Source organism: Streptomyces sp. NPDC051214, from assembly GCF_040682375.1.
GTDB lineage: Bacteria > Actinomycetota > Actinomycetes > Streptomycetales > Streptomycetaceae > Streptomyces.
The window spans coordinates 172,169-190,392 of the sequence record NZ_JBFBAT010000012.1 but is presented as its reverse complement, the minus strand read 5'-3'; the positions used below and the strand labels follow the sequence as shown (position 1 = coordinate 190,392).

19 protein-coding genes are annotated in these 18,224 nt (G+C 68.9%); 6 read left to right on the top strand and 13 right to left on the bottom strand.

Annotated elements, in window-relative coordinates:
• Positions 1-35: 35 nt before the first annotated feature.
• Positions 36-1,505, bottom strand: a complete 1,470-nt coding sequence (locus tag AB0M70_RS29930; RefSeq protein ID WP_365824657.1) for an MFS transporter — start codon at positions 1,503-1,505, stop codon at positions 36-38.
• Between the two features lie 255 nt (positions 1,506-1,760).
• Here AB0M70_RS29930 and AB0M70_RS29925 point away from each other — a divergent pair, with 255 nt between their 5' ends.
• On the top strand, positions 1,761-2,384 hold the full coding sequence (locus AB0M70_RS29925; RefSeq protein WP_365824655.1) for a TetR/AcrR family transcriptional regulator: 624 nt from the start codon (positions 1,761-1,763) through the stop codon (positions 2,382-2,384).
• A gap of 52 nt (positions 2,385-2,436) precedes the next feature.
• On the opposite strand, the gene AB0M70_RS29920 is transcribed toward AB0M70_RS29925, so the two are convergent.
• The 9 genes from AB0M70_RS29920 to AB0M70_RS29880 form a co-directional block, all read right to left on the bottom strand.
• The gene (locus AB0M70_RS29920; protein WP_365824653.1) at positions 2,437-3,408 is read right to left on the bottom strand and encodes a PDR/VanB family oxidoreductase; all 972 of its coding nucleotides are present in this window, start codon (positions 3,406-3,408) and stop codon (positions 2,437-2,439) included.
• Positions 3,405-3,599: a hypothetical protein gene (locus tag AB0M70_RS29915; protein ID WP_365824651.1), complete on the bottom strand. Its 195-nt coding sequence runs from the start codon at positions 3,597-3,599 to the stop codon at positions 3,405-3,407. The genes AB0M70_RS29920 and AB0M70_RS29915 overlap by 4 nt, the downstream gene beginning before the upstream one ends.
• Positions 3,596-4,660 carry an aromatic ring-hydroxylating dioxygenase subunit alpha gene (locus tag AB0M70_RS29910; protein WP_365824649.1) on the bottom strand — a complete coding sequence of 355 codons (1,065 nt, stop codon included), beginning with the start codon at positions 4,658-4,660 and terminating at the stop codon, positions 3,596-3,598. Before AB0M70_RS29910 ends, AB0M70_RS29915 begins: the two co-directional genes overlap by 4 nt.
• A 345-nt stretch (positions 4,661-5,005) precedes the next feature.
• Positions 5,006-5,773, bottom strand: a complete 768-nt coding sequence (locus AB0M70_RS29905) for an IclR family transcriptional regulator (protein WP_365824647.1) — start codon at positions 5,771-5,773, stop codon at positions 5,006-5,008.
• Positions 5,774-5,946: 173 nt separating this feature from the next.
• A complete protein-coding gene (locus AB0M70_RS29900) occupies positions 5,947-6,303 on the bottom strand; it encodes a hypothetical protein (protein ID WP_365824645.1) in 357 nt (118 codons plus the stop codon).
• 45 nt (positions 6,304-6,348) lie between these two features.
• Complete coding sequence (locus AB0M70_RS29895) at positions 6,349-7,101, bottom strand: enoyl-CoA hydratase (protein WP_365824643.1); 753 nt, start codon at positions 7,099-7,101, stop codon at positions 6,349-6,351.
• Positions 7,098-8,765 (bottom strand): AMP-binding protein, encoded by a 1,668-nt coding sequence (locus tag AB0M70_RS29890; protein ID WP_365824641.1) that lies wholly within the window; start codon positions 8,763-8,765, stop codon positions 7,098-7,100. The genes AB0M70_RS29895 and AB0M70_RS29890 overlap by 4 nt, the downstream gene beginning before the upstream one ends.
• A gap of 15 nt (positions 8,766-8,780) precedes the next feature.
• Complete coding sequence (locus AB0M70_RS29885) at positions 8,781-9,563, bottom strand: SDR family oxidoreductase (protein WP_365824639.1); 783 nt, start codon at positions 9,561-9,563, stop codon at positions 8,781-8,783.
• A gap of 49 nt (positions 9,564-9,612) precedes the next feature.
• Positions 9,613-10,455, bottom strand: coding sequence for an amidohydrolase family protein (locus tag AB0M70_RS29880; protein WP_365824637.1), 843 nt, complete (start codon positions 10,453-10,455; stop codon positions 9,613-9,615).
• Positions 10,456-10,612: 157 nt separating this feature from the next.
• Between AB0M70_RS29880 and AB0M70_RS29875 the strand changes: the two genes are divergently transcribed.
• The 5 genes from AB0M70_RS29875 (at position 10,613) to AB0M70_RS29855 (ending at position 14,985) form a co-directional block, all read left to right on the top strand.
• Positions 10,613-12,016, top strand: a complete 1,404-nt coding sequence (locus AB0M70_RS29875) for an MFS transporter (protein WP_365824635.1) — start codon at positions 10,613-10,615, stop codon at positions 12,014-12,016.
• Positions 12,017-12,079: 63 nt separating this feature from the next.
• The gene (locus tag AB0M70_RS29870) at positions 12,080-12,958 is read left to right on the top strand and encodes a helix-turn-helix domain-containing protein (RefSeq protein WP_365824633.1); all 879 of its coding nucleotides are present in this window, start codon (positions 12,080-12,082) and stop codon (positions 12,956-12,958) included.
• A gap of 274 nt (positions 12,959-13,232) precedes the next feature.
• On the top strand, positions 13,233-13,694 hold the full coding sequence (locus AB0M70_RS29865; protein WP_365824631.1) for a hypothetical protein: 462 nt from the start codon (positions 13,233-13,235) through the stop codon (positions 13,692-13,694).
• A gap of 197 nt (positions 13,695-13,891) precedes the next feature.
• Entirely contained in the window at positions 13,892-14,374 is a 483-nt protein-coding gene (locus AB0M70_RS29860) for a winged helix-turn-helix domain-containing protein (RefSeq protein WP_365824629.1), read from the top strand.
• A gap of 53 nt (positions 14,375-14,427) precedes the next feature.
• Entirely contained in the window at positions 14,428-14,985 is a 558-nt protein-coding gene (locus AB0M70_RS29855; RefSeq protein ID WP_365824816.1) for a transposase, read from the top strand.
• A 24-nt stretch (positions 14,986-15,009) separates the two neighbouring features.
• Here AB0M70_RS29855 and AB0M70_RS29850 read toward each other — a convergent pair whose 3' ends face one another.
• From AB0M70_RS29850 to AB0M70_RS29840, 3 genes are all read right to left on the bottom strand, one after another.
• Complete coding sequence (locus AB0M70_RS29850; RefSeq protein WP_365824627.1) at positions 15,010-15,702, bottom strand: hypothetical protein; 693 nt, start codon at positions 15,700-15,702, stop codon at positions 15,010-15,012.
• 110 nt (positions 15,703-15,812) lie between these two features.
• Positions 15,813-17,303: an amidase gene (locus tag AB0M70_RS29845; protein WP_365824625.1), complete on the bottom strand. Its 1,491-nt coding sequence runs from the start codon at positions 17,301-17,303 to the stop codon at positions 15,813-15,815.
• Positions 17,304-17,489: 186 nt separating this feature from the next.
• Positions 17,490-18,134: a TetR/AcrR family transcriptional regulator gene (locus tag AB0M70_RS29840; protein WP_365824623.1), complete on the bottom strand. Its 645-nt coding sequence runs from the start codon at positions 18,132-18,134 to the stop codon at positions 17,490-17,492.
• Positions 18,135-18,224 lie beyond the last annotated feature (90 nt).

The window sequence follows — 18,224 nt, the reverse complement described above, 5'->3', positions numbered from 1 at the left end:
CGGTGGCGGCCACATGGCCGTCCGGGGAGGGATGTTCACCGGACAGGAGCGGCGTCGGTTTCGGCGGGATCCCGCAGCGGGGGGATGAGCAGCGATATCGCCAGGGTCAGCGCGGTGAGCAGCGCTCCGGTCCAAAAGAGCCAGGCGTAGCCGCTGTCCTGATAGAAGGCGGTGCCGTCCACGACGGTGCTGTGTGTCGCGAGGGCGGCGAACGAGAGCGCGGTGACGAGGGCGCCGAAGAAGTTGACGAGCATGTTGAGCATGCCGCTGCCCAGCCCCTGCTCGTCCTTGGACACCACGCCGACGACCAGCGCCGGAGCTCCTGAGACGACCAGGCCGGAGCCGAGGTTGGCCACGCACGAGGTGAGGATGAGTTGGGTCTCGTCGGCGTGGAAGAAGCCCACCAGCCCGTAGCCGACCGTCATCAGGGCAAGGCCACTCCACCAGAGCAGGCGGGCATCGAGGGTGCGCAGGAGGCGGCTGGCGACGATTCCGGCACCGAACATCACCACGTTCCAGGTCACGCTCACGACGGCGTTGTGTTGCGCGCTCCACCCGAGCCCGGCGGAGACCCCGGGAATGTGCGGGTAGAGGGCGAGCAGGATCGCCATGCCGGGCATGGTGTACGCGACGGCATGGGCGAGCCCTCCGGTGAAGAGGACCAGGGCGACCGGGCGGCGGCTGAGCACCTTCAGGTCCAGGATGGGGTGGGCGCTGGCGCGCTCCACGAAGAAGAAGACGACCAGTGCGGCCAGGCCGACGGCGAGCCAGCCGAGGGTCTTGGCGTCGGCCCACCCCCAGCTCTGTCCCTGGCCGACCGCATAGACGACCGAGGTCAAAGACGCGCCGAGGACCAGGCCGCCGAGCCAGTCGAAGCCGGGCCGGAAGTCGTGCCGTGGGGTCTGCGGCACCACCATGGCCACCAGCGCGAAGCCGGCGGCGGAGGCCGCGGCGAGGAACCACATCACGCCCTTGTAGCCCCAGTTGTCGACCAGCCAGCCGGCCAGAAACGGGGCGGCCAGGGCCACCAGGCCGAGGCTGCTGCCCAGGATGGCGCTGGCCGGCTTGACCAGCCGGGGAGGGAAAATGTCCCGTACGCAGGGGAAGGCCAGGGCGGCGAACGGGCCGTAACAGCCGGCGATCGCACGCCCGGCCAGCAGCAGCCAGAAACTGCCCGCCGTCGCGGCGATGACGTCCCCGGCAAGACCCAGGCCGATCATCACGAGCATGAGCCGCTTCTTGCCGTACCGGTCACCCAGTTTCATCACGAACGGCGTCAGCAGCGTCGAGACGAGGACGACGGTCAGACCGAACCAGGCCACCTGAGTGGTGTGGAAGCTCTGCGCCACGCTGGCGGTGGCGTTGGCCCCCAGAATGCCGGCGGCCGCCAGGAGCTGGGTCGGCCAGATGAGCGCGATGAGTATGGCGACCAGACGCGGAGTCCATCGGGCGGTGTCGTCGCGGGGTGTTGCGTCGAGCGGGGGGCTTGCAGACGTCGGTGTCATGAAGCCGCTCCTTTCGCGAACAGGGAAGGTCGGGTTCGTGCGCGGAACGGCAGGCCGTCACCCGGGCCAGATCCGGCCACAGGCTCGAAACGTCCCTCACTTTCGGACGATGATGAATCCAATACCTAGTTGAGACTAGGTATTGGAGGAGTGACCTGCGTCACATCAAAGGCCGGGGCCGCACGCCTGAACTCGGCAAAGCTGCGGCACACTTCGGCGAGAATCGGCGCACCGGCACCGAGTACGGTGGTCCGCATGGGGACACCACGGGGGCCGCGCGGCGGCTACGCATCAGGACTGGCCAGACGCACCCAGATCCTCGAGGCCGCACTGCTGCGCTTCGGCCAGGACGGCTACCGCAAGACCTCACTGGCCAGCATCGCCCGCGACGCCGGAATCACCGACGCCGGACTGCTCCATCACTTCCGCGACAAACAGCAACTCCTGCTGGCCGTCGTGCAGTACTGGCACGAGAAGCTCGACAAGCAGTGGGTCCGCGTGTCCGACTCCGTGCGGGACGCCTTCCGCTGCCACCTGGAAGACACCGCCGAATCGCTGAGCATGCCGGGAATCCTCGAACTCGCCGTCGTGGTGGGCGCCGAGGCCACCGCTCCCGACCACCCCGCACACGACTTCTTCTCCCACTGGCAGGAGAAGGGCGTAGCGGAACTCGCGGGCCGCCTGCGCGCCGGCGCCGAGTCGGGTGAACTCAAGGCGGGCCTGGACCACGAAACCATCGCCCGGGAGTGCGCGGCCCTCGACGCCGGACTACGCATCCAGTGGCTGGCCAGCGGACGCTCCTTCGACCTGATCGCGGTGATGCGCTCGCACCTGGACAGCCTGATGAGCAGAATCGCCGCCGACGGCAGCGGACTGTAGCGCTACGGAGAGGGCCGCAGCCCGTCGGACCCGCACGCGAAGCCGCCGTTGATCACAGATCCAGTACGAGGCGCGGGCAGGCGGCGCGCGAGACACAGAGGAACATCGTGTCGTTGCATTCCTGCTCGGCGGGCGTGAGCAGGGAATCGCGGTGGTCCACCACCCCGTCGAGGACCGCGGTCTCGCAGGTGCCGCACGTGCCTTCCCGGCACGAGGACAGGACGTGCACGCCGGCCTCCTCGACACTCTGCAGGACGCTCTTGTCCGGCGGGACAGTCACCGTGACGCCGCTGCGGGCGAGTTCAACCTCGAAGGAGGCCGAAGGGGCATCGTCCACCCCCGCCTTCGGCGTGAACCGTTCGATGTGCAGCGTGCCCTCCGGCCAGGCGGCACACTGCCATTCCACCGCGCTGAGCAGGGGCTCGGGACCGCAGCAGTAGACAAGGGTGCCAGGCTCGGGACTGCCCAGCAGCCCGCCCAGATCGAGAAGGCCGGTCTCGTCCTGGGGGCACAGGTCCACCCGATGGGGATGGTCTCTGACGAGTTGCCCGGCGAAGGCCATGGTGACGCGGGTTCGCCCGCCGTAGACCAACCGCCAGTCTGAGCCCCGCTGCTCGGCTGCGGCGATCATCGGCAGGAGCGGGGTGATGCCGATGCCGCCGGCGATGAACAGGTAGCGACGGGAGTCGACCAGCGGAAAGTGGTTGCGAGGGCCGCTCACCCGGACGGTGTCGCCCTCGGCCAGCGTGTCGTGCACATAGCGGGAACCGCCCCGGCTCTCCGGCCCGCGCAGCACGGCCACTTGGAGGAGGGAGGGGTCCGCCGGGTCGCCGCACAGCGAGTACTGCCGCACCAGGCCGGGCTCCAGCACCAGGTCGATGTGGGCGCCCGGGCTCCACGCGGGCAGCGGCTCGCCGGAACAAGAAGCCAGGCTGAGCCGCACGACGCCCGCGGCGAGGGGCTCCTTGCGCACCAGGGTCAGGTCGAGTCCCTCCCCCGTACGCGGCAGGCTCGTGCCGGTCATGCTGACTCTCCTTCCGGGTCGGGGTGGTGGTCTTCGGGATGGCCGAGCAGCCAGTCCCACAACGCCACCGGATCCTCGAACTCCCGCTGCGCAGCGCAGTGACAGACGGCCAGCAAGCGGTCGGTACCCAGCACCCAGTGGATGCGGTAGACGCTCTCGCCGGAGAGGACGGATGGATGCACCGGGGTCATCGAGCCACCGCCCCCGTCTGCGTGGCGGTTCCCTCCTGGGCCAGACGGGCGAGAATACGGCGGGCGGCGAGGCCGCCCGTGTCGATGTTGATACTCAGCTCCTGATAGCCGGCCTTCTCGGTGTTCAGGGACTTCTGCAGCACGTTGAGGGCCACGACGTCCTGCATGACCACCGTGTGGTTGTTGTCGCGCAGGAACTCGGTGACGTTCTGGTCCTCGAGGGCGAAGTCCCGGGCCACGGCCCAGAAGTCGTACACCGTCGTCTCCGTCGAGGGGGTGATGCCGTAGACCACCTCCACATGGAAGGCATGCGGGTCGCTGCCGTCCGGACCCGGACCGGGAGCGCCGACGGGCGCGATGCGCGAGTGCAGCAAGTACAGACCCGGCGCGTGATACTCGACGTCCTGCCAGCGGGTGATCCGACCCTCGATACCCGTCGACTTCGCGTAGAACGGAGGGCACTCCGCGTCATCCATGTGGCGGCTCACGTAGACGACACCGGCCACCTCATCGACCTCGGTGGTGATCGGCGTCTCCGCCACCTCAGGAGTACCGATGTAGCCGCCGTGCAGATACGTCTCGTGCGACAGGTCCATGAGATTGTCGACCAGCAGACCGTAGTGGCCGTCGATCGGCTCCATGCCCGACACCACCGTGTAGTCGGGCGAGTCCATCCACGGAGCGCGGGGCGGCAGAACGTCCCCGGGCTCGCGGTCGCCGATCCACACCCACACGAAGGAGTCCCGCTCGACCACCGGGTAGGTCTTCAGGCGCGCGGTGCGCGGGATGCGCCGCTGGCCGGGCACGAAGACGCAGCCACCGTCGGTGCCGTAGGTGAAACCGTGGTAACCGCAGACCACCCGGTCGCCGTCCAGCCGGCTCGGCGCCTGCGACAACGGGAAGCGCCGGTGCACACAGCGCTCGGACATCGCCACCGCCTGGCCGCCCTCCGTGCGGTAGAGCAGGATCGGCTCGCCCAGCACGGTACGCCCGAGCAGCTCGCGCCCGACCTCCCGGCCATAGGCGGCGACGTACCACTGATTGCGTACGAAAGCAGTCATGATTGTTCCCTTCGACTGGGTCGTTCGGTGCAGGTGGTGCCGACGGCCGGCAGCAACGCGTCAGCCCCCGTCAAGAGCGGTGCGCGGAGAACCGGTGGCTCCTTGAGCCGGGCATCCATCGCCCGTCGGGCAGGTGCGGGCCCCGGCGGACCGGACCGGAGCCTCGGCCGGCTCGAACCATCGTGGGGTGGGCGCCCCTAGGTCACCAGGGGGCTTTCCGGATGCCGGGAAACCATCTGCACACACGCGGACGCGGCGCCATGTCGAGGCAGCCGTCAGGACCCGGCCCCAGGGGGTCCGGCCCGCCACGGCATGGTCGTTCACCGGAGGGTCCGGACGAGCGGTTCAGACCTGCGGAGTGACCATGGCGCGGGAGATCGCCCGGGCGCTCGTACAGACGAGCCGGGCCAGCGCGTGCGCGGAGGTGCTGCCATGGCGAACCACCAGCGACACCGCGGCGATCACTGTGCCGCCGCGGTGCACCGGGGCGGCGACCGACAGGGCGTCCATCGTGACCTGCCGGTCGCTGATCGCGTAGCCGGTGCTCCGCGCCTCGGCCAGCATGCGCCGCAACGCACCCCGATCGGTGACCGTGCCGGGAGTGAAACGCTCAAGGGGCCCCGCGAGCGCCTGCTCCTGCACCTCGGCGGGGGCATGCGCGAGCAACACCAGGCCGACGCCGGTGGCGGTGAGCGCGAAACGCCCACCCACGCGCGTGAGCACCGGCACCGCACCGGATCCCGCGATGCGCTCGACGAAGACGACCTCCGTGCCCTCGCGCACCGCCAGTTGAACATTCTCGCGGGTGATCTGGGAGAGATCCTCCAGGAACGGCAGGGCCCGCTCCCGCAGACCCTGCCCACGCGGCGCAAGAGAGGCAACCTCCCACAGTCGCAGGCCGACGCGGTAAGTCCCCTTGTCACCGCGCTCCAGCGCACCCCAGGCAACGAGTTCGCCGAGCATCCGGTGCACCGTCGACACCGGCAACCCGGACCGCCGGGACAGCTCGCTCAACGTCATCTCCGGACAGTCCGCGCTGAACGCACCGAGAATCCGCAGGGCGCGGCCCAGCACGGGCCGCGCACCCGCATCCGGGCCGCGAACGTGGATCACCGGACCTGCGTCGTCCGCTGCGGGTGAAGGCTCGATGCCGGCATACCGCGGCTCAGGTACGAGCGAGTCTTCCAAGGCCCCTCACCGATTCCCGACGTGCGTTCCGGTCGGCCGTCGCGCGGCCGCCGGCGGCGGCCGGACGCCCCTCCGCCGGCCTGTTGGAACTGTGGCGGTCAGTGTGCAAGAAGGTTGCGTCCACGTCGAGACGTCGACACCTCTCCGGCTGATTTCCCGGTGCCCTCACGAACAGCCATACAGCCCCCGTGGGCCGCCCGCCCCGCACCACGAACGAGGGCGCCGGCACTGCAGTTGACGCCGCCGCAGCCCTCCAGGTTGGAGCCCTGGCGCCCCTCGGGGTAGCCCGTGCCGAGCACGTGGTCGTCCAGCAGGTCCGGCGCGAGGCCGGAATTGGTGACGGCCCGGCCGATGGCACCGGCCACCAGGTCATCGGGACGCATGTCGCGCAGCGAACCTTTGCCAGCCCGCCCGATGGGCGTGCGGACGAGAGAGGCGATCACCACGGACCGCATGGGTGCACTCCTTTGTTCAGGTGGGGAGGCTGAGCGTCAGCGCCTCTACTTCTTCCGGAACTCGCGCAGGCGTTCCGCGGTGCTGGGCAGGGCGAGCGACCAGAGCTGCTCCCGCGTCTCCTCTGCCACTACCTGGTCATGCCCCCGCCCGTCGCCCGCGTGCCGCAGTGACCGTTTGGTACGGCGGACAAGCTCCGGTTCGGCCGCGCCCGCCCGGGCGGCGAGGGCCTGGGCTACGGGAAGCAGGTCCGGGTCGGGTACACATCGGTAGGCCAGGCCGGCGGTGGTTGCCGCGGCGCCGTCCAGGCGTTCGCCGAAGAGCACCATGGCGGCTGCCGTCTGTGCTCCGACCAGGCGGTGCAGCATCCAGGTGTGTCCGCCGCCGGGATGCAGTCCGAGCTTGAGGAAACGGGTGTCGAACCAGGCCGATTCGGCTGCCACCCGCACGTCGCAGGCCAGCGCGAGATTGAGGCCGGCGCCGACCGCCGGCCCGTTGACGGCGGCGATGGTCGGCAGGGGGGAACGGGCCACACGGAGAAAGGATTCATAGACGGTCTCGACTCCCGAGGTGTCGCCCTGGGCCGCCGCCATGAGGTCCGTGAGGTCGGCTCCGGCACAGAAAGCCGTGCCTGCCCCGGTGAGGATGACCGAGGTGATGGACGGGTCTGCCTCCAACTCGTCAAATGCTGCGAGAAGTTCGCCGACGAGCGCGCCGGACAGAACGTTACGGCGGCCCTGGTCGTCGAGCGTGAGGGTGGCGGTGCCCCGCTCCCGCTCCACCCGGAGCAGGCCGCTCATGAGTCCCCGCCCAGGGCCGCGGACGGCGCATCGGCGGCGAACCGGGCGACCAGGTCCTTCTTGGAGACCTTGCCCACGGGCGACAGGGGAAGGCTCGGCATGATCTCCAGCCTCTCAGGCAGCTTGAACTTGGCGATATCACGCCGGGACAGGAACTCGGTCAGATCTTTCAGGGTGGGTGGCGCCACGCCTTGCCGCGGCACCACGCAGGCGCACATGCGTTCGCCCAGTACGGGGTCGCTCACCGGAATGCAGGCCACGTTGACGATCGCCGGATGGCCGATGAGAAGGTTCTCGATTTCCTCGGCGCTGATCTTCTCCCCACCGCGGTTGATGAGGTCCTTGCGTCTGCCGGCGACGACGTAGTTGCCTGAGGGGTGTCGGCGCATCAGGTCTCCCGACAGGTAGAAGCCGTCCGGGGTGAATGCGCGGGCGTTGTGTTCGGGGGCGCGGAAGTAGCCGCGCAGCGTGTAGGGGCCGCGCGCCGCGAGCTCCCCGACGTCGCCGTCGGGTACCTCTTGGCCGTTCTCGTCCAGGAGCAGCACTTCGTCGTCGGGGCATACGGGCCGGCCGACGGTCTGCATGCGCACCTCTTCGGGGTCGTTGAGCCGTACGAAGGTCAGCAGCCCTTCGGCCATGCCGAAGTTCTCCTGGATGCGGCAGCCCGGCAGCATGTTCTGGGCGAGCGCACGGGTTTCGGGCTGCAGGCGCTGCCCGCCGCTCTGGATGACGCGGATGGATGACAGGTCGTACTCGTGGATCAGCGGGTCGTTCAGCCACTTGATCAGCAGTGCTGGCACCACGTGGATGTGGGTCACCCGGTGCTTCTCGATCAGCGGGAACACCTCGGCGCCGCGGGTGGTGGGGTGCAGCACGGTACGGGCCCCGGCGAAGAGGAAGCCGTGCAGGCCGGGGCAGGCCAGCGGCAGATTGTGCGAGATCGGCAGGACGTTGAGCAGACAGTCGTCCGGCCGGATGTCGCACACCGACATGGCGTTCTTGGTGTTGAAGACGTAGTCGTTGTGCAGGCGCGGGATCAGCTTGGGGATGCCGGTGGTGCCGCCGGAGAGCTGGAAGAGCGCCGGATCCATGGGATCGACCTCGACGGACGCCAGGTCCACGCTGACCCCGTCGCCCGCATCGCCGGCCAGGACCGTGCTGAGCGCCGTGGCGTCCTCGCCCGGGTCGCCGGCGACGATGTGAAGGCGCAGCGAGGGCACCGTGGCTCGCACCCGGGCGACGATCTCGCGGTGATCGGCGTCCTTGGACCGGTCCGGGGTGATCGCGGCGACCGCGTCCGACAGCCGCGCGAACTGCTCCAACTCCCGGTAGCGGTGCGCCGGGAGAGCCATGACGGGGATGACGCCGATCTTCTGCAGCGCGACATGGGTCACGGCGAAGTCGGCGGTGTTGGGCAGTTGCAGCACCACCCGGTCCAGCGGGCGCAGCCCGAGTGCCCACAAGGCCTGTGCCGCTCGCGCGGCGCGCTCCTCCAGTTCGCCATACGTCATGTCGACGCCGTCGTCGTGCAGAGCCACCCGGCCGGCAAATTCCGCGCACGCCTGCGCGAACACCTCGCGCAGGGTGCGGTCCTCCCAATAGCCCTTGGCCCGATAGCGCTCGACGTACGCGGGCGGGAAGGGAACGACTCCATCCAAGGTCACGGTGTCCTCCTGCACTCAGGTCGTCGCGCTGAAGCCGCCGTCGATGACGACGATCTCGCCGGTCACAAAGGGGTTGGAGTCGATCAGGGAGAGGATGCTCTGCGCGACGTCCTCCGGTGTGACGCACCGCCGCATCGGGGTGTGGCGGCTGCGTCGCTCCATCAGCCGTTCGTAGTGGTCTCCCAGTTGGTCCTCCATCCACTCGCCCACCATCCAGCCGGGTGCGACGGCGTTGACCCGGATGCCGTCCGGGCCCAGGCGGCCGGCGAGGGTCTTGGTCAGGTTCACCACCGCTGCTTTGGATGCGGCGTACGGGAACGGTTGCGGACCGGGACGCAGGCCCACGATGCTGGCCAGGTTCACCACGGCGGTGCGGCCCGGCCGTTTCCTGGCGGCGTCCTGGAGCAGCGGTACGCAGGCACGGGTCACCTGGAAGAGTCCGCGCACATTGACCGCGAACACCCGGTCCCACTCGGTCATATCGAGCCCGTCCAGGTCGGCGGGCGGAGTGCGGGCCGTGGTGCCCGCGTTGTTGACCAGCACATCCAGGCGGCCGAACCGGTTTTGGACCTCCTGCACCATGGCGAGCACCGCCGTCTCGTCGGCGACATCAGCGCGGCAGACCAGGGCCGCGCCCCCGGCTTTCTCGGCGAGGGCGGCGGTCTCCTTGGCCGCCTCGTCGCTGGAGGCGTAGTTCACCACCACGTCGTATCCGGCCGCGGCCAGCGCCAGCACGGCCGCCCGCCCGATTCCGCGTGCGGAGCCGGTCACCAGCGCCACCGGCTTGTCGTCAGTCATGTTCATTCCCTTCGTGTGGAGACGCTCTACGGAGCTGCGGGGCCCATCCCTACAGGCCCAGGAGCCGTTCTGCGTTGCCGTGGAACACCTGGTGCATGACGTCCTCGGTGTAGCCGAGTTCGTCCCATTCGCGCAGGATCCGGTCGAACGGCAGGCTCGGGTGGTCGGTTCCGAACATGACCTTGTCCCGCAGCCGGGCGCGGATGTCGGTGCGCAGCTGCTGCGGGAAGTGCTTCGGCGCCCAGCCCGACATCTCCCAGTAGACGTTGCCCTTGTGCAGGGCCACTGCGGTCATCTCCTCGATCCAGGGCCAGCCCGGATGTGCGGCGATGATCGTCAGGTCCGGGAAGTCGGCGGCCAGTTCGTCCACCGCCCGCGGGTGCGCGTGGCGGATGCGGGCCCCCATGCCGCCGGGCATGCCCGCCCCCATGCCGGTCGTCCCTACGTCGATCATCACCGGCACACCCAGGGCGGTGATCGCCTCGAACAGCGGGTAGAGCTTTTGGTCGTCCACCGAGTAGCGCCCCATGATCGGGTGGAAGTGGAAGCCGAGCACGCCGTGTTCGCGCACCGCCGTCTCGGCATCGGCGATGGCCCGCTCCCCGCGCAGCGGGTCGACGGCCCCCCAGGCGCCGAGGAAGGTGTCCGGGTGGCGGTCCCGCAGGGCCGCGACGTAGTCGTTGCCGCAGGGCGGTGCGCCGGTGACGGTCTCGATGTCGAAGGCCACAAGCACCGCCTCGATGCCGTGCTTGCCCAGGTCGTCGACCACCTCCTCCTCGGCCCGCGGTTCCCAGGGTTTGCCCCAGTACTCCGCGAGCGCCGCCGGGAAAGGCTCCTGGGAGGCGATCCACTCGGCGGTCCCCGGATAGCAATGCAGGTCGATCCTTCTCATCCACGCTCCTTGTCCTGTCCTGCGACGGGAGCGGTTCGCTCCCTTGCGTTTCTTCCTCGCAGACCTCTGTACAGCGGGGTCTCGCCCGCCTCAGTGTGTACTACCTACTGGGGTAGTGACTAGCCCTGCATCGGGGCGATTGTTCGTGGGAGGCGTCATGACCGAGGCGGGGCAACGAAGCCAAGAACGTGGCACGCAAGGGGGTGAACTCCTCGCCAGATGGGAACGGCTGCCCTTCACCAGCGCCCACCGACGGGCCTTTCAGATCCTGGGGGCGGGGACGTTCTTCGACTCCTTCGACACCGTGGCGCTGGCCGTGACACTCACCGCCGTCACGTCGACCCTGGACATCGGGCTCGGCGAGGCCGGCCTGCTCATCAGCGCGGGGTACATCGGTCAGATCGCGGGCGCCCTCGGCCTCGGCTTTGCCAGCGAGCGCTACGGACGCCGGCCGGTGTTCCTGGCCGCCATGGCACTGTTCGGGGCGGCGGCCCTCCTGGCGGCGGGCGCGTGGAGTGGACTGAGCCTGGGTCTCTTCCGCCTGGTGCAGGGGATCGGCCTCGGCGCCGAGGTGCCGGTGGCCGCCGCGCTGTTCAACGAACTCGTACGGGGTCGCGCCCGCGGCCGCTCCGTGATGCTGTACGAGACCAGCTTCACCCTGGGCAACATGGCCGCGTCCCTCGTCGCGGCGGCCCTGTTCGGTCTGCTGCACGACGAAGCCACCTGGCGCACCATGCTCGCCCTCGGAGCGATCCCGCTGTTCGTCGCCCTCTGGGCGCGCCGGCGGCTGGTGGAATCGCCCCGCTTCCTCACCTCCCGCGGGCGGAACGCGGAGGCGGAGACTCTGGTGCGGGCCATGGAGAGGGAGAGTCTGCGCAAGGGACGTCTCCTGGAACCTCCCGAGGCTCCGATCGCACCCGACACCAGGACCACCCGGCTCCTGGAGATCTTCTCGCCGCAGTACTTCAGGCGCACGGTGATGATCTGGACCCTCTGGTTCACCACCTACTTCACCCTGTGGGGCCTCACCACCTGGCTGCCCAGCCTGCTGGTCCACCAGGGCGGCATGCACCCGGCGACCGCCTCCCTGACCAGCGCGGGACTCCAGGCCGTCAACGTGGCCCTCGTAGTAACCATCGCCTTGACCGTGGACCGCCTCGGGCGCCGGTTCTGGATCACACTCGGCTACGCGGTCTCCGCACTGGGTTCCGCGACCGGCGCGGTCATCACCTGGTCCGGGCAGCCCCAGTCCCCGGTCGGCTTGATCGCCCTCGCCGTTCCCGTCCTGCTGGGCGTGAACGCGGTAGCCCCGATCGCCTTCATGTACACCGGCGAGCTGTACCCGACCCGGATGCGGGCGTGGGGCACCATGGCCGCCAGCAGCTTCCGCAACGTGGGCGCCGTCGTAGCCCCCGCGGTGATCGGCTGGGTTCTCGACGGCGACGGCGGGACCGGAGTCCTGTACCTCATGTTCCTCCTTACCCTTGTCGTGGGTCTGGCGGTCTTCTGGGTTCTGGGGCCCGAGACCGCACGCCGGAAACTGGAGACTCTGGCCTCCTAGTCGTCGATACACTCACTCTGAAGGTAGTGAGCCTGCGTAGTCGGTCGACGGGAGAGCGGAACCATGAGCACGCCTGACGAAACCGCGGCCCGGCTGGTGGAGCTCGGTTTCTCCCAGTACGACGCACGGGCCTACGTGGGGCTGCTCGGCCAGGAGCCCCTGACGGGATACGCGCTGTCCAACGTGACCGGCATTCCGCAGCCCAAGGTGTACGAAACCCTCCGGCGGCTCACTGCGCGCGGCGCCGTGGTCAAGGTCGGCGACTCCCCTGCCCGGTTTGCCGCCGTGGCAGCCGACCAACTACTCGGCCACCTCGAGACGGACTTTCGAAGGCGGGTCTCGGACGCCCGCTACGAACTCAACCGGTTCGTGACGACGAACAGTGCGGAACAGATCCGACCGCTGCGGTCCATGAAGGACCGCACCGCCATCATCACGCGGGCACGCGGCATGCTCGCCGACGCCGAGCGGCACGTCTACCTCTCCGGCCGTGCGGAAGAACTGGAAGTACTCGGCGACGAGGCGGGCGCCGCGGCCGATCGCGGTGTCACCTTCGATGTGCTCTGCTTCGGCACCCCGCCCTTCGAACTGCCGGGCCGCACCCTCCGCCACGCCAGTACCGAAGGCGTCGTCTACCGCCACCACCAGGCCCGGCACCTGGCCATCGTGGCGGACGGCGAGGCAGCGCTGTGGGCACTGGCACCCGACGGCAAGGACTGGGACTGCATGTGGGTCAACGACCCGCTGTTCGCCGCCCTGGTCAAGGGATATGTCCGCCACGACATGTACGTCCAGCAGATCTACACGGATCTCGGCGACGCGCTGAACGAGCAGTACGGCCCCGGCCTGGCCGGGCTGACCGGCATCAGCGAAGACCGGCCCGCCACGCCCGCCAAGTCGGCGCCCCGGACTAGGAAAAGGGCTCCGGGCCAGACCGCGTGACGCCCGTGCGAAGGTCGACCGATCGGCACCGGCCATGACCGTGCACGGGTCCCCAGCCTGCACCGCCGCACAGTGACCATGCCAGGCGCGGTGAGGTGGTGGCCACGGGGCCTCGCTCGCAACTCAACACCACTCACGGGGAGCTCAGTCAGCTTCGGCGAATCCGCCAGTCCCTCACCGCAGTGGCTTCCAGGCAACGGAAGCCTTGGGATGTTCACTAGAGGCAACAGCAGGACCGCCTGCCATCTAACCTCTCCTTTTGAGGGGTGGGGCGATGCAAGAGTCGATGGTGGTCGAGTCCATCAGGTACTTCGCTGCGTGCCAGGGCTGCGGCGCCGATGCGGAGTGGTGCGGTGTGCAGGCACTGGTGAACGACGTACTGCGCTGGGATGTTGAGACCACGTGTCCGGCCTGCGGGTTTGGCTTGGCCATATGTGGCGGCGACCTGCCAGAGGAACTGCGGGGCCAACTAGTCTGCGAGCACGGGCGGGCAAGGTTGCAGGTGGCCGTGCCGGCGAGGAACGCCGTCATCATGCGGGTGCTGCGGGCGGAATTGGGCATCGGCCTGGATCGTGTCCGGGCTGTGCTGGAGCAGGTTATGGCCGGGCAGTACTCAGGGACCCTGCCCGAGATGGAGCTCTTGGCCCGAAAACTTCGGGCAGCAGGTATCGCGGCGGCCGCTTCACGGGCGGTGGGGGATGAGCTTCAACGGTCGCGACGAGCACCGGTTGACTGAACCGTGCTGCGTCGCTCAGCCGAGGCAGCGCCACGGAGCATGCCAGGATCCCCCTGGCCATGCCCCGCGCAGCGGTGGCTCCCCTGCACATTACAGATAGCCGGCGGCCTCGCACCTCCCACACGTTGGCTCTACTGATCTGTTCGGGATGTTGTCGGGAGGGTGACGGGTGGTGATCCCTGCGGTAGGCCGGTGGTATGCGCTACGCACAGGGCGGCGGGCTGACCGCCGAGCGACGGAGCTTGAGGGAACAGATCCGGTTCGAGGCCGGCAAGCGGTTCGCGCAGGGTGAGAAGAACGTGGCGATCGCGAAACAACTGCGGGTGAGTGAGCGGTCGGTGGAGCGCTGGCGGCGGGCCTGGCGCCAGGGCGGCACCGCCGCGCTGGCCTCGGCGGGGCCGCCGAAACTGCCCAAGCTGAGCGATGAACGCTTTGCCGAGCTGGAACAGGAACTGGCCCGGGGGCCGGCCGTGCACGGCTGGGAAGATCAGCGCTGGACCCTGGCCCGCATCCGGGCACTGATCTTGTGGAAGTTCGCTGTGGAGGTCTCGCCGGCGGCAGTGTGGCGGTTGTTGCACCGGCACGGCTGGTCCTGGCAGTCGCCCGCCCGCCGGGCCGTGGAACGCGACGAGCACACAGTCCAGTTGTGGAAGAAGGACGTGTGGCCGCAGGCGGAATGACCGCGGCGGCGCTGGGAGCCTTCATCGTCTTCGAGGATGAGGCGGGCTTTGGGATGACTGCCTCGCGGGCCCGCACCTGGGGCCGGCGCGGGCAGACGCCGGTGGTGCGGGTGCGCGGCCGGTCCTGGCGCCGCTACTCGATCGCCGCCCTGTGCTGCTACCGGCCGGGCGAGCCCTCCCGGCTGATCTACCGGCCCCGCCGACACCCCAGACAGCGCGGCACGGGCCGCGGCAGTTTCGCCTGGACCGACTACCGCGACCTCATCGTGCGCGCTCACATCCAGCTCAAGGCTCCCATCGTGCTCATCTGGGACAACCTCAGCACTCACCGGAGCAGCGGGATGCGCCATTACGCGGACGAGCACGACTGGCCCACCATCGTGCAACTGCCATCCTATGCCCCGGACCTGAACCCGGTGGAAGGCGTCTGGTCACTGCTGCGGCGCAGCCCGCTGGCCAACATCGCCTTCACCGACGACGCCCACCTCGAGCAAACCCTCCGCCGCGGCCTGCGGCACATCCAACACCGCCCCGACCTGATCGACGGCTGCCTCACCGGCACCGGACTCCAGCTGACCCACCATCCGACAACACCCCGAAAGGATCAGTAAACGAACAGCGCGGAGGGCCGAATCTTATTCACCGCGGGCCACTTGGCGCGGGTCCGGCGGATCTGGGCTCCCGACTATGGGAATAAGGCGCATGATGTCTAGACCGAATTTCCGGTTGAGATATACCAGCAAGGTGTCGTCCAAGTACCTTCTGGCGTGGTCAGCCTCCTCGATGGCGAGAATTGCGTTTCTCATGAGTTGCTCGAAGGGCGGGGGCACGAGAGGTGAAGGGGACGCGGACCGCAAAGAGAGGGGCGCGAGCGGCGGCCACTCCCGTGGGTCTGTTGGGTAGTCAGGTGGGTCGGCGTGTGGCTGATTCTGGATGACTCTACGCAGGGCGTGCTCGGCCTCATACACTTGGGAATCGAAGGACACGGAACCTGAACCAAGGTGGATACCGATCTTGTAAGTGTCTCGGTACGCGATTCGACAATCGTTGCGGTGGCGAGTGGTCAGTTCGTCGAACCGGTCGAGGTCTATGTTTCTCCCGGCTCTGAAATCTTCCAGCGTGGTCTGGAGGTGGACGACGTAGAGCTTTCCCTGCGTGCGTATCTCCGTTGCGACATTGATCGCGAGCAGCGCTTGAGCGGACTCCTGTTCCGTGCGCCGCAGCGCTGCCGCCCGTCTTTCTTGGGCTTCCGAATTGAACCGGGTCAACAGTCCGGTCAGGAGGATGCCGACAAGAGTGCCGATCAGTCCGCACACAGCCGCTGCCATGGGGCCAATGTCTCGCGCCGTGCGAGCAGCTCACAAGGTGTTGGCTACCGGTCGCGGTAGTTATCGGCTCCTGCGGACTGCTCGTCGCCGTTGGACGTTGCGGTGAGTGCTCAGACAGACCGCGCGTCCGAGGAATGCTGACCTCCGACGGACGGCACGTAGCGAGGAGTGCGGTCCTCGATGGCTTGTGCCGCATCGAGGATGCGCTCCTCCGCGTACCGGCCTCCGATGAGCTGGACACTGACCGGCAGCCCCTCGCTGAGGGCCGACGGTACGGTGACCGCCGGGAAGCCGAGTACGGGGACGGCGGCCATCGGCCACATGGCGGCGATGAGTTCGGCGGCGCGCTCGGGGCTCGCGATGTCTGCGTCCTGCTCGAACGGCAGCTCGGCCGATACGGGGGTGAGCAAGACCCGGTGGGTGCCCAGGAGTTGCTGGAGCTGAGTGATGAGGGTGGCGCGGCGCGCCCAGCCCTGGATGTATGCCGCGAGCGACGGGCGTTCGCCCCAGATTGCCGCTGCGGCACCGAAGGAGTACTTCAGGGAGGTGCGGATGTCGTCGTCGCCGACCTCGTTCACCAGCGGGAGCATCGGGCGGAAGTCCTCGTAGATCAGTAGGGCCCAGATGCGCGCGGCCTCCGCGAGCAGGGGCAGGTCGTCGAGCTCCTCGACCTCGTATCCGGCGTCGGCCAGCCGGGCAGCGGCGTCGCTCACCGCTTGGTCGACGCCGGGGTGATTCTTGACCGTGCCGATGCCGCGCACGACGCTGACCTTGACCTTCCCTTCTTCCGAAAGCCTGGCGGGTGGCACGGGGATGCCGTACGGATCGCGCAGGTCAGGGGTGGTCATCACGTTCAGCGCGAGGCGAGCGTCCGCCACCGTCCTGGCCAACGGTCCCTCGACGGCGCACGCCTGCACGGTGGGCGGGAGGTCGATCTGTTTCCTGCCCGCGGGGGTGTCGGCGTAGGCGGGCGGCGTCCAGCCGGAGACGCGGCCGACGGTGGGCCGGATGCCGACCACGCCGCAGCAGGCGGCCGGATAGCGGATCGAGCCGCCGATGTCGTTGCCCTGCGCGATCGGCGTCATGCCCGCGGCGAGGCTGCTGGAAGCGCCGCCGCTGGAGCCGCCCGGAGTGCGGGCGGCGTCCCAGGGGTTGAGGGTGCGGCCGTGCAGGCTGTTGGTGGAGAACCAACGGTAGGAGAAGGCGGGGGCGTTGCTCCTGCCGAGGAGGATGGCGCCGGATTCCCTCAGGGCCGTGACGCACGCCGCGTCGCCTTCCGCCGAGTGTCCGGCGAGCGCGGCGACGCCGTGGCTGGTGGCGAAGCCCCGCTGATCTGTATTGATCTTGGTGGACACCGGTATCCCGTGCAGTGGGCCCAGTTCGTCGCCCGCGGCGACAGCCCGGTCGGCGCGGCGCGCGTCGGCCAGCGCCCTCTCGGGACGGATGTCGACCAGTGCGTTGAGCCGCGGGTTGGTCTCCTCGATGCGCGCCAGACAGGAGCGCACCACCTCTTCCGAGGAGACCTCGCGCTGTCGGATGGCGCGGGCCAGGTCGGTGGCGGTGCGCTGCCACAGCTGGGCATCGGGGTTCTGGGTTTCCATGATCGCCTCTCACTTCTGGGAAGGGGGCGCCCGCGGCCGGGCGATTACTCGACCGGGGGACTCCTCGGCCATGCGATGAGCGCGCCGGAGTGTCGCCCGCCCGAAAGGAAACGCCGTCATACAACGGCGTTTTACGTCGGCTCAGGTTCGCCACCGGCTCCCGGCTTGTCAACCCCCCTGCCGGCCTCAGGACTTCGAGACCCCCGACCCCTCGGAGGTCCCCGGGACCCCCGAGGCATCGTTGCGGGCACCGCCCTGAAGGAGGTCGACCACGGCGAGCGCGGCCCGTGTGCCGCGTTCGGCTGACCAGCCGTCAGGGTCCTCCAGCATGGACAGCCAGTAGCCACGAAAGAGCAGGTGCAGGACGTCGGCGGCCAGCGCCGGAGCCGGCACGCCCGCCTCGGCGACCACACCCTCCAGCTCCGCGCGCTGCGCCTGCGCGACCTCGCGGACCTGGTCGACCTCACGTCCGGATCCAGAGGCAGAGCCAGAGCCGGAGCCCACAATCTCCATCAGCAGCCTGCGCATCACCTCGTCGTCGTCCGCGGTGGTGCACATCCAGCGCGCGAGCGCCGCCAACCGCCCCGAACCCTGGACGCCTTCGAGGGCCGCCTCCGCATCTCGCGCCCACTCCTTCTCCGCTCGGCGCAGCGCGTTGACCATGAGGTCCGAGCGGCTCGGGACGTAGTTGGTGATCATCGCGGTCGAGCCGCCGAGCTGCTCGGCGACGGCCCTGATTGTCACTGCGCGCACGCCTCGTTCGCGGGCCACCCGGATGGTGGCGGCGGCGATCTCGTCGAGCCGCTGGGCTGTGTCTACCTCGATCGGCATGTCATCGACCTCAATACGGAGTGTTGACGCGGTGGTGAACTGCTGCAATGTTGTCATACAACAGCGTTACACAACGCTGTTGTATTTGAT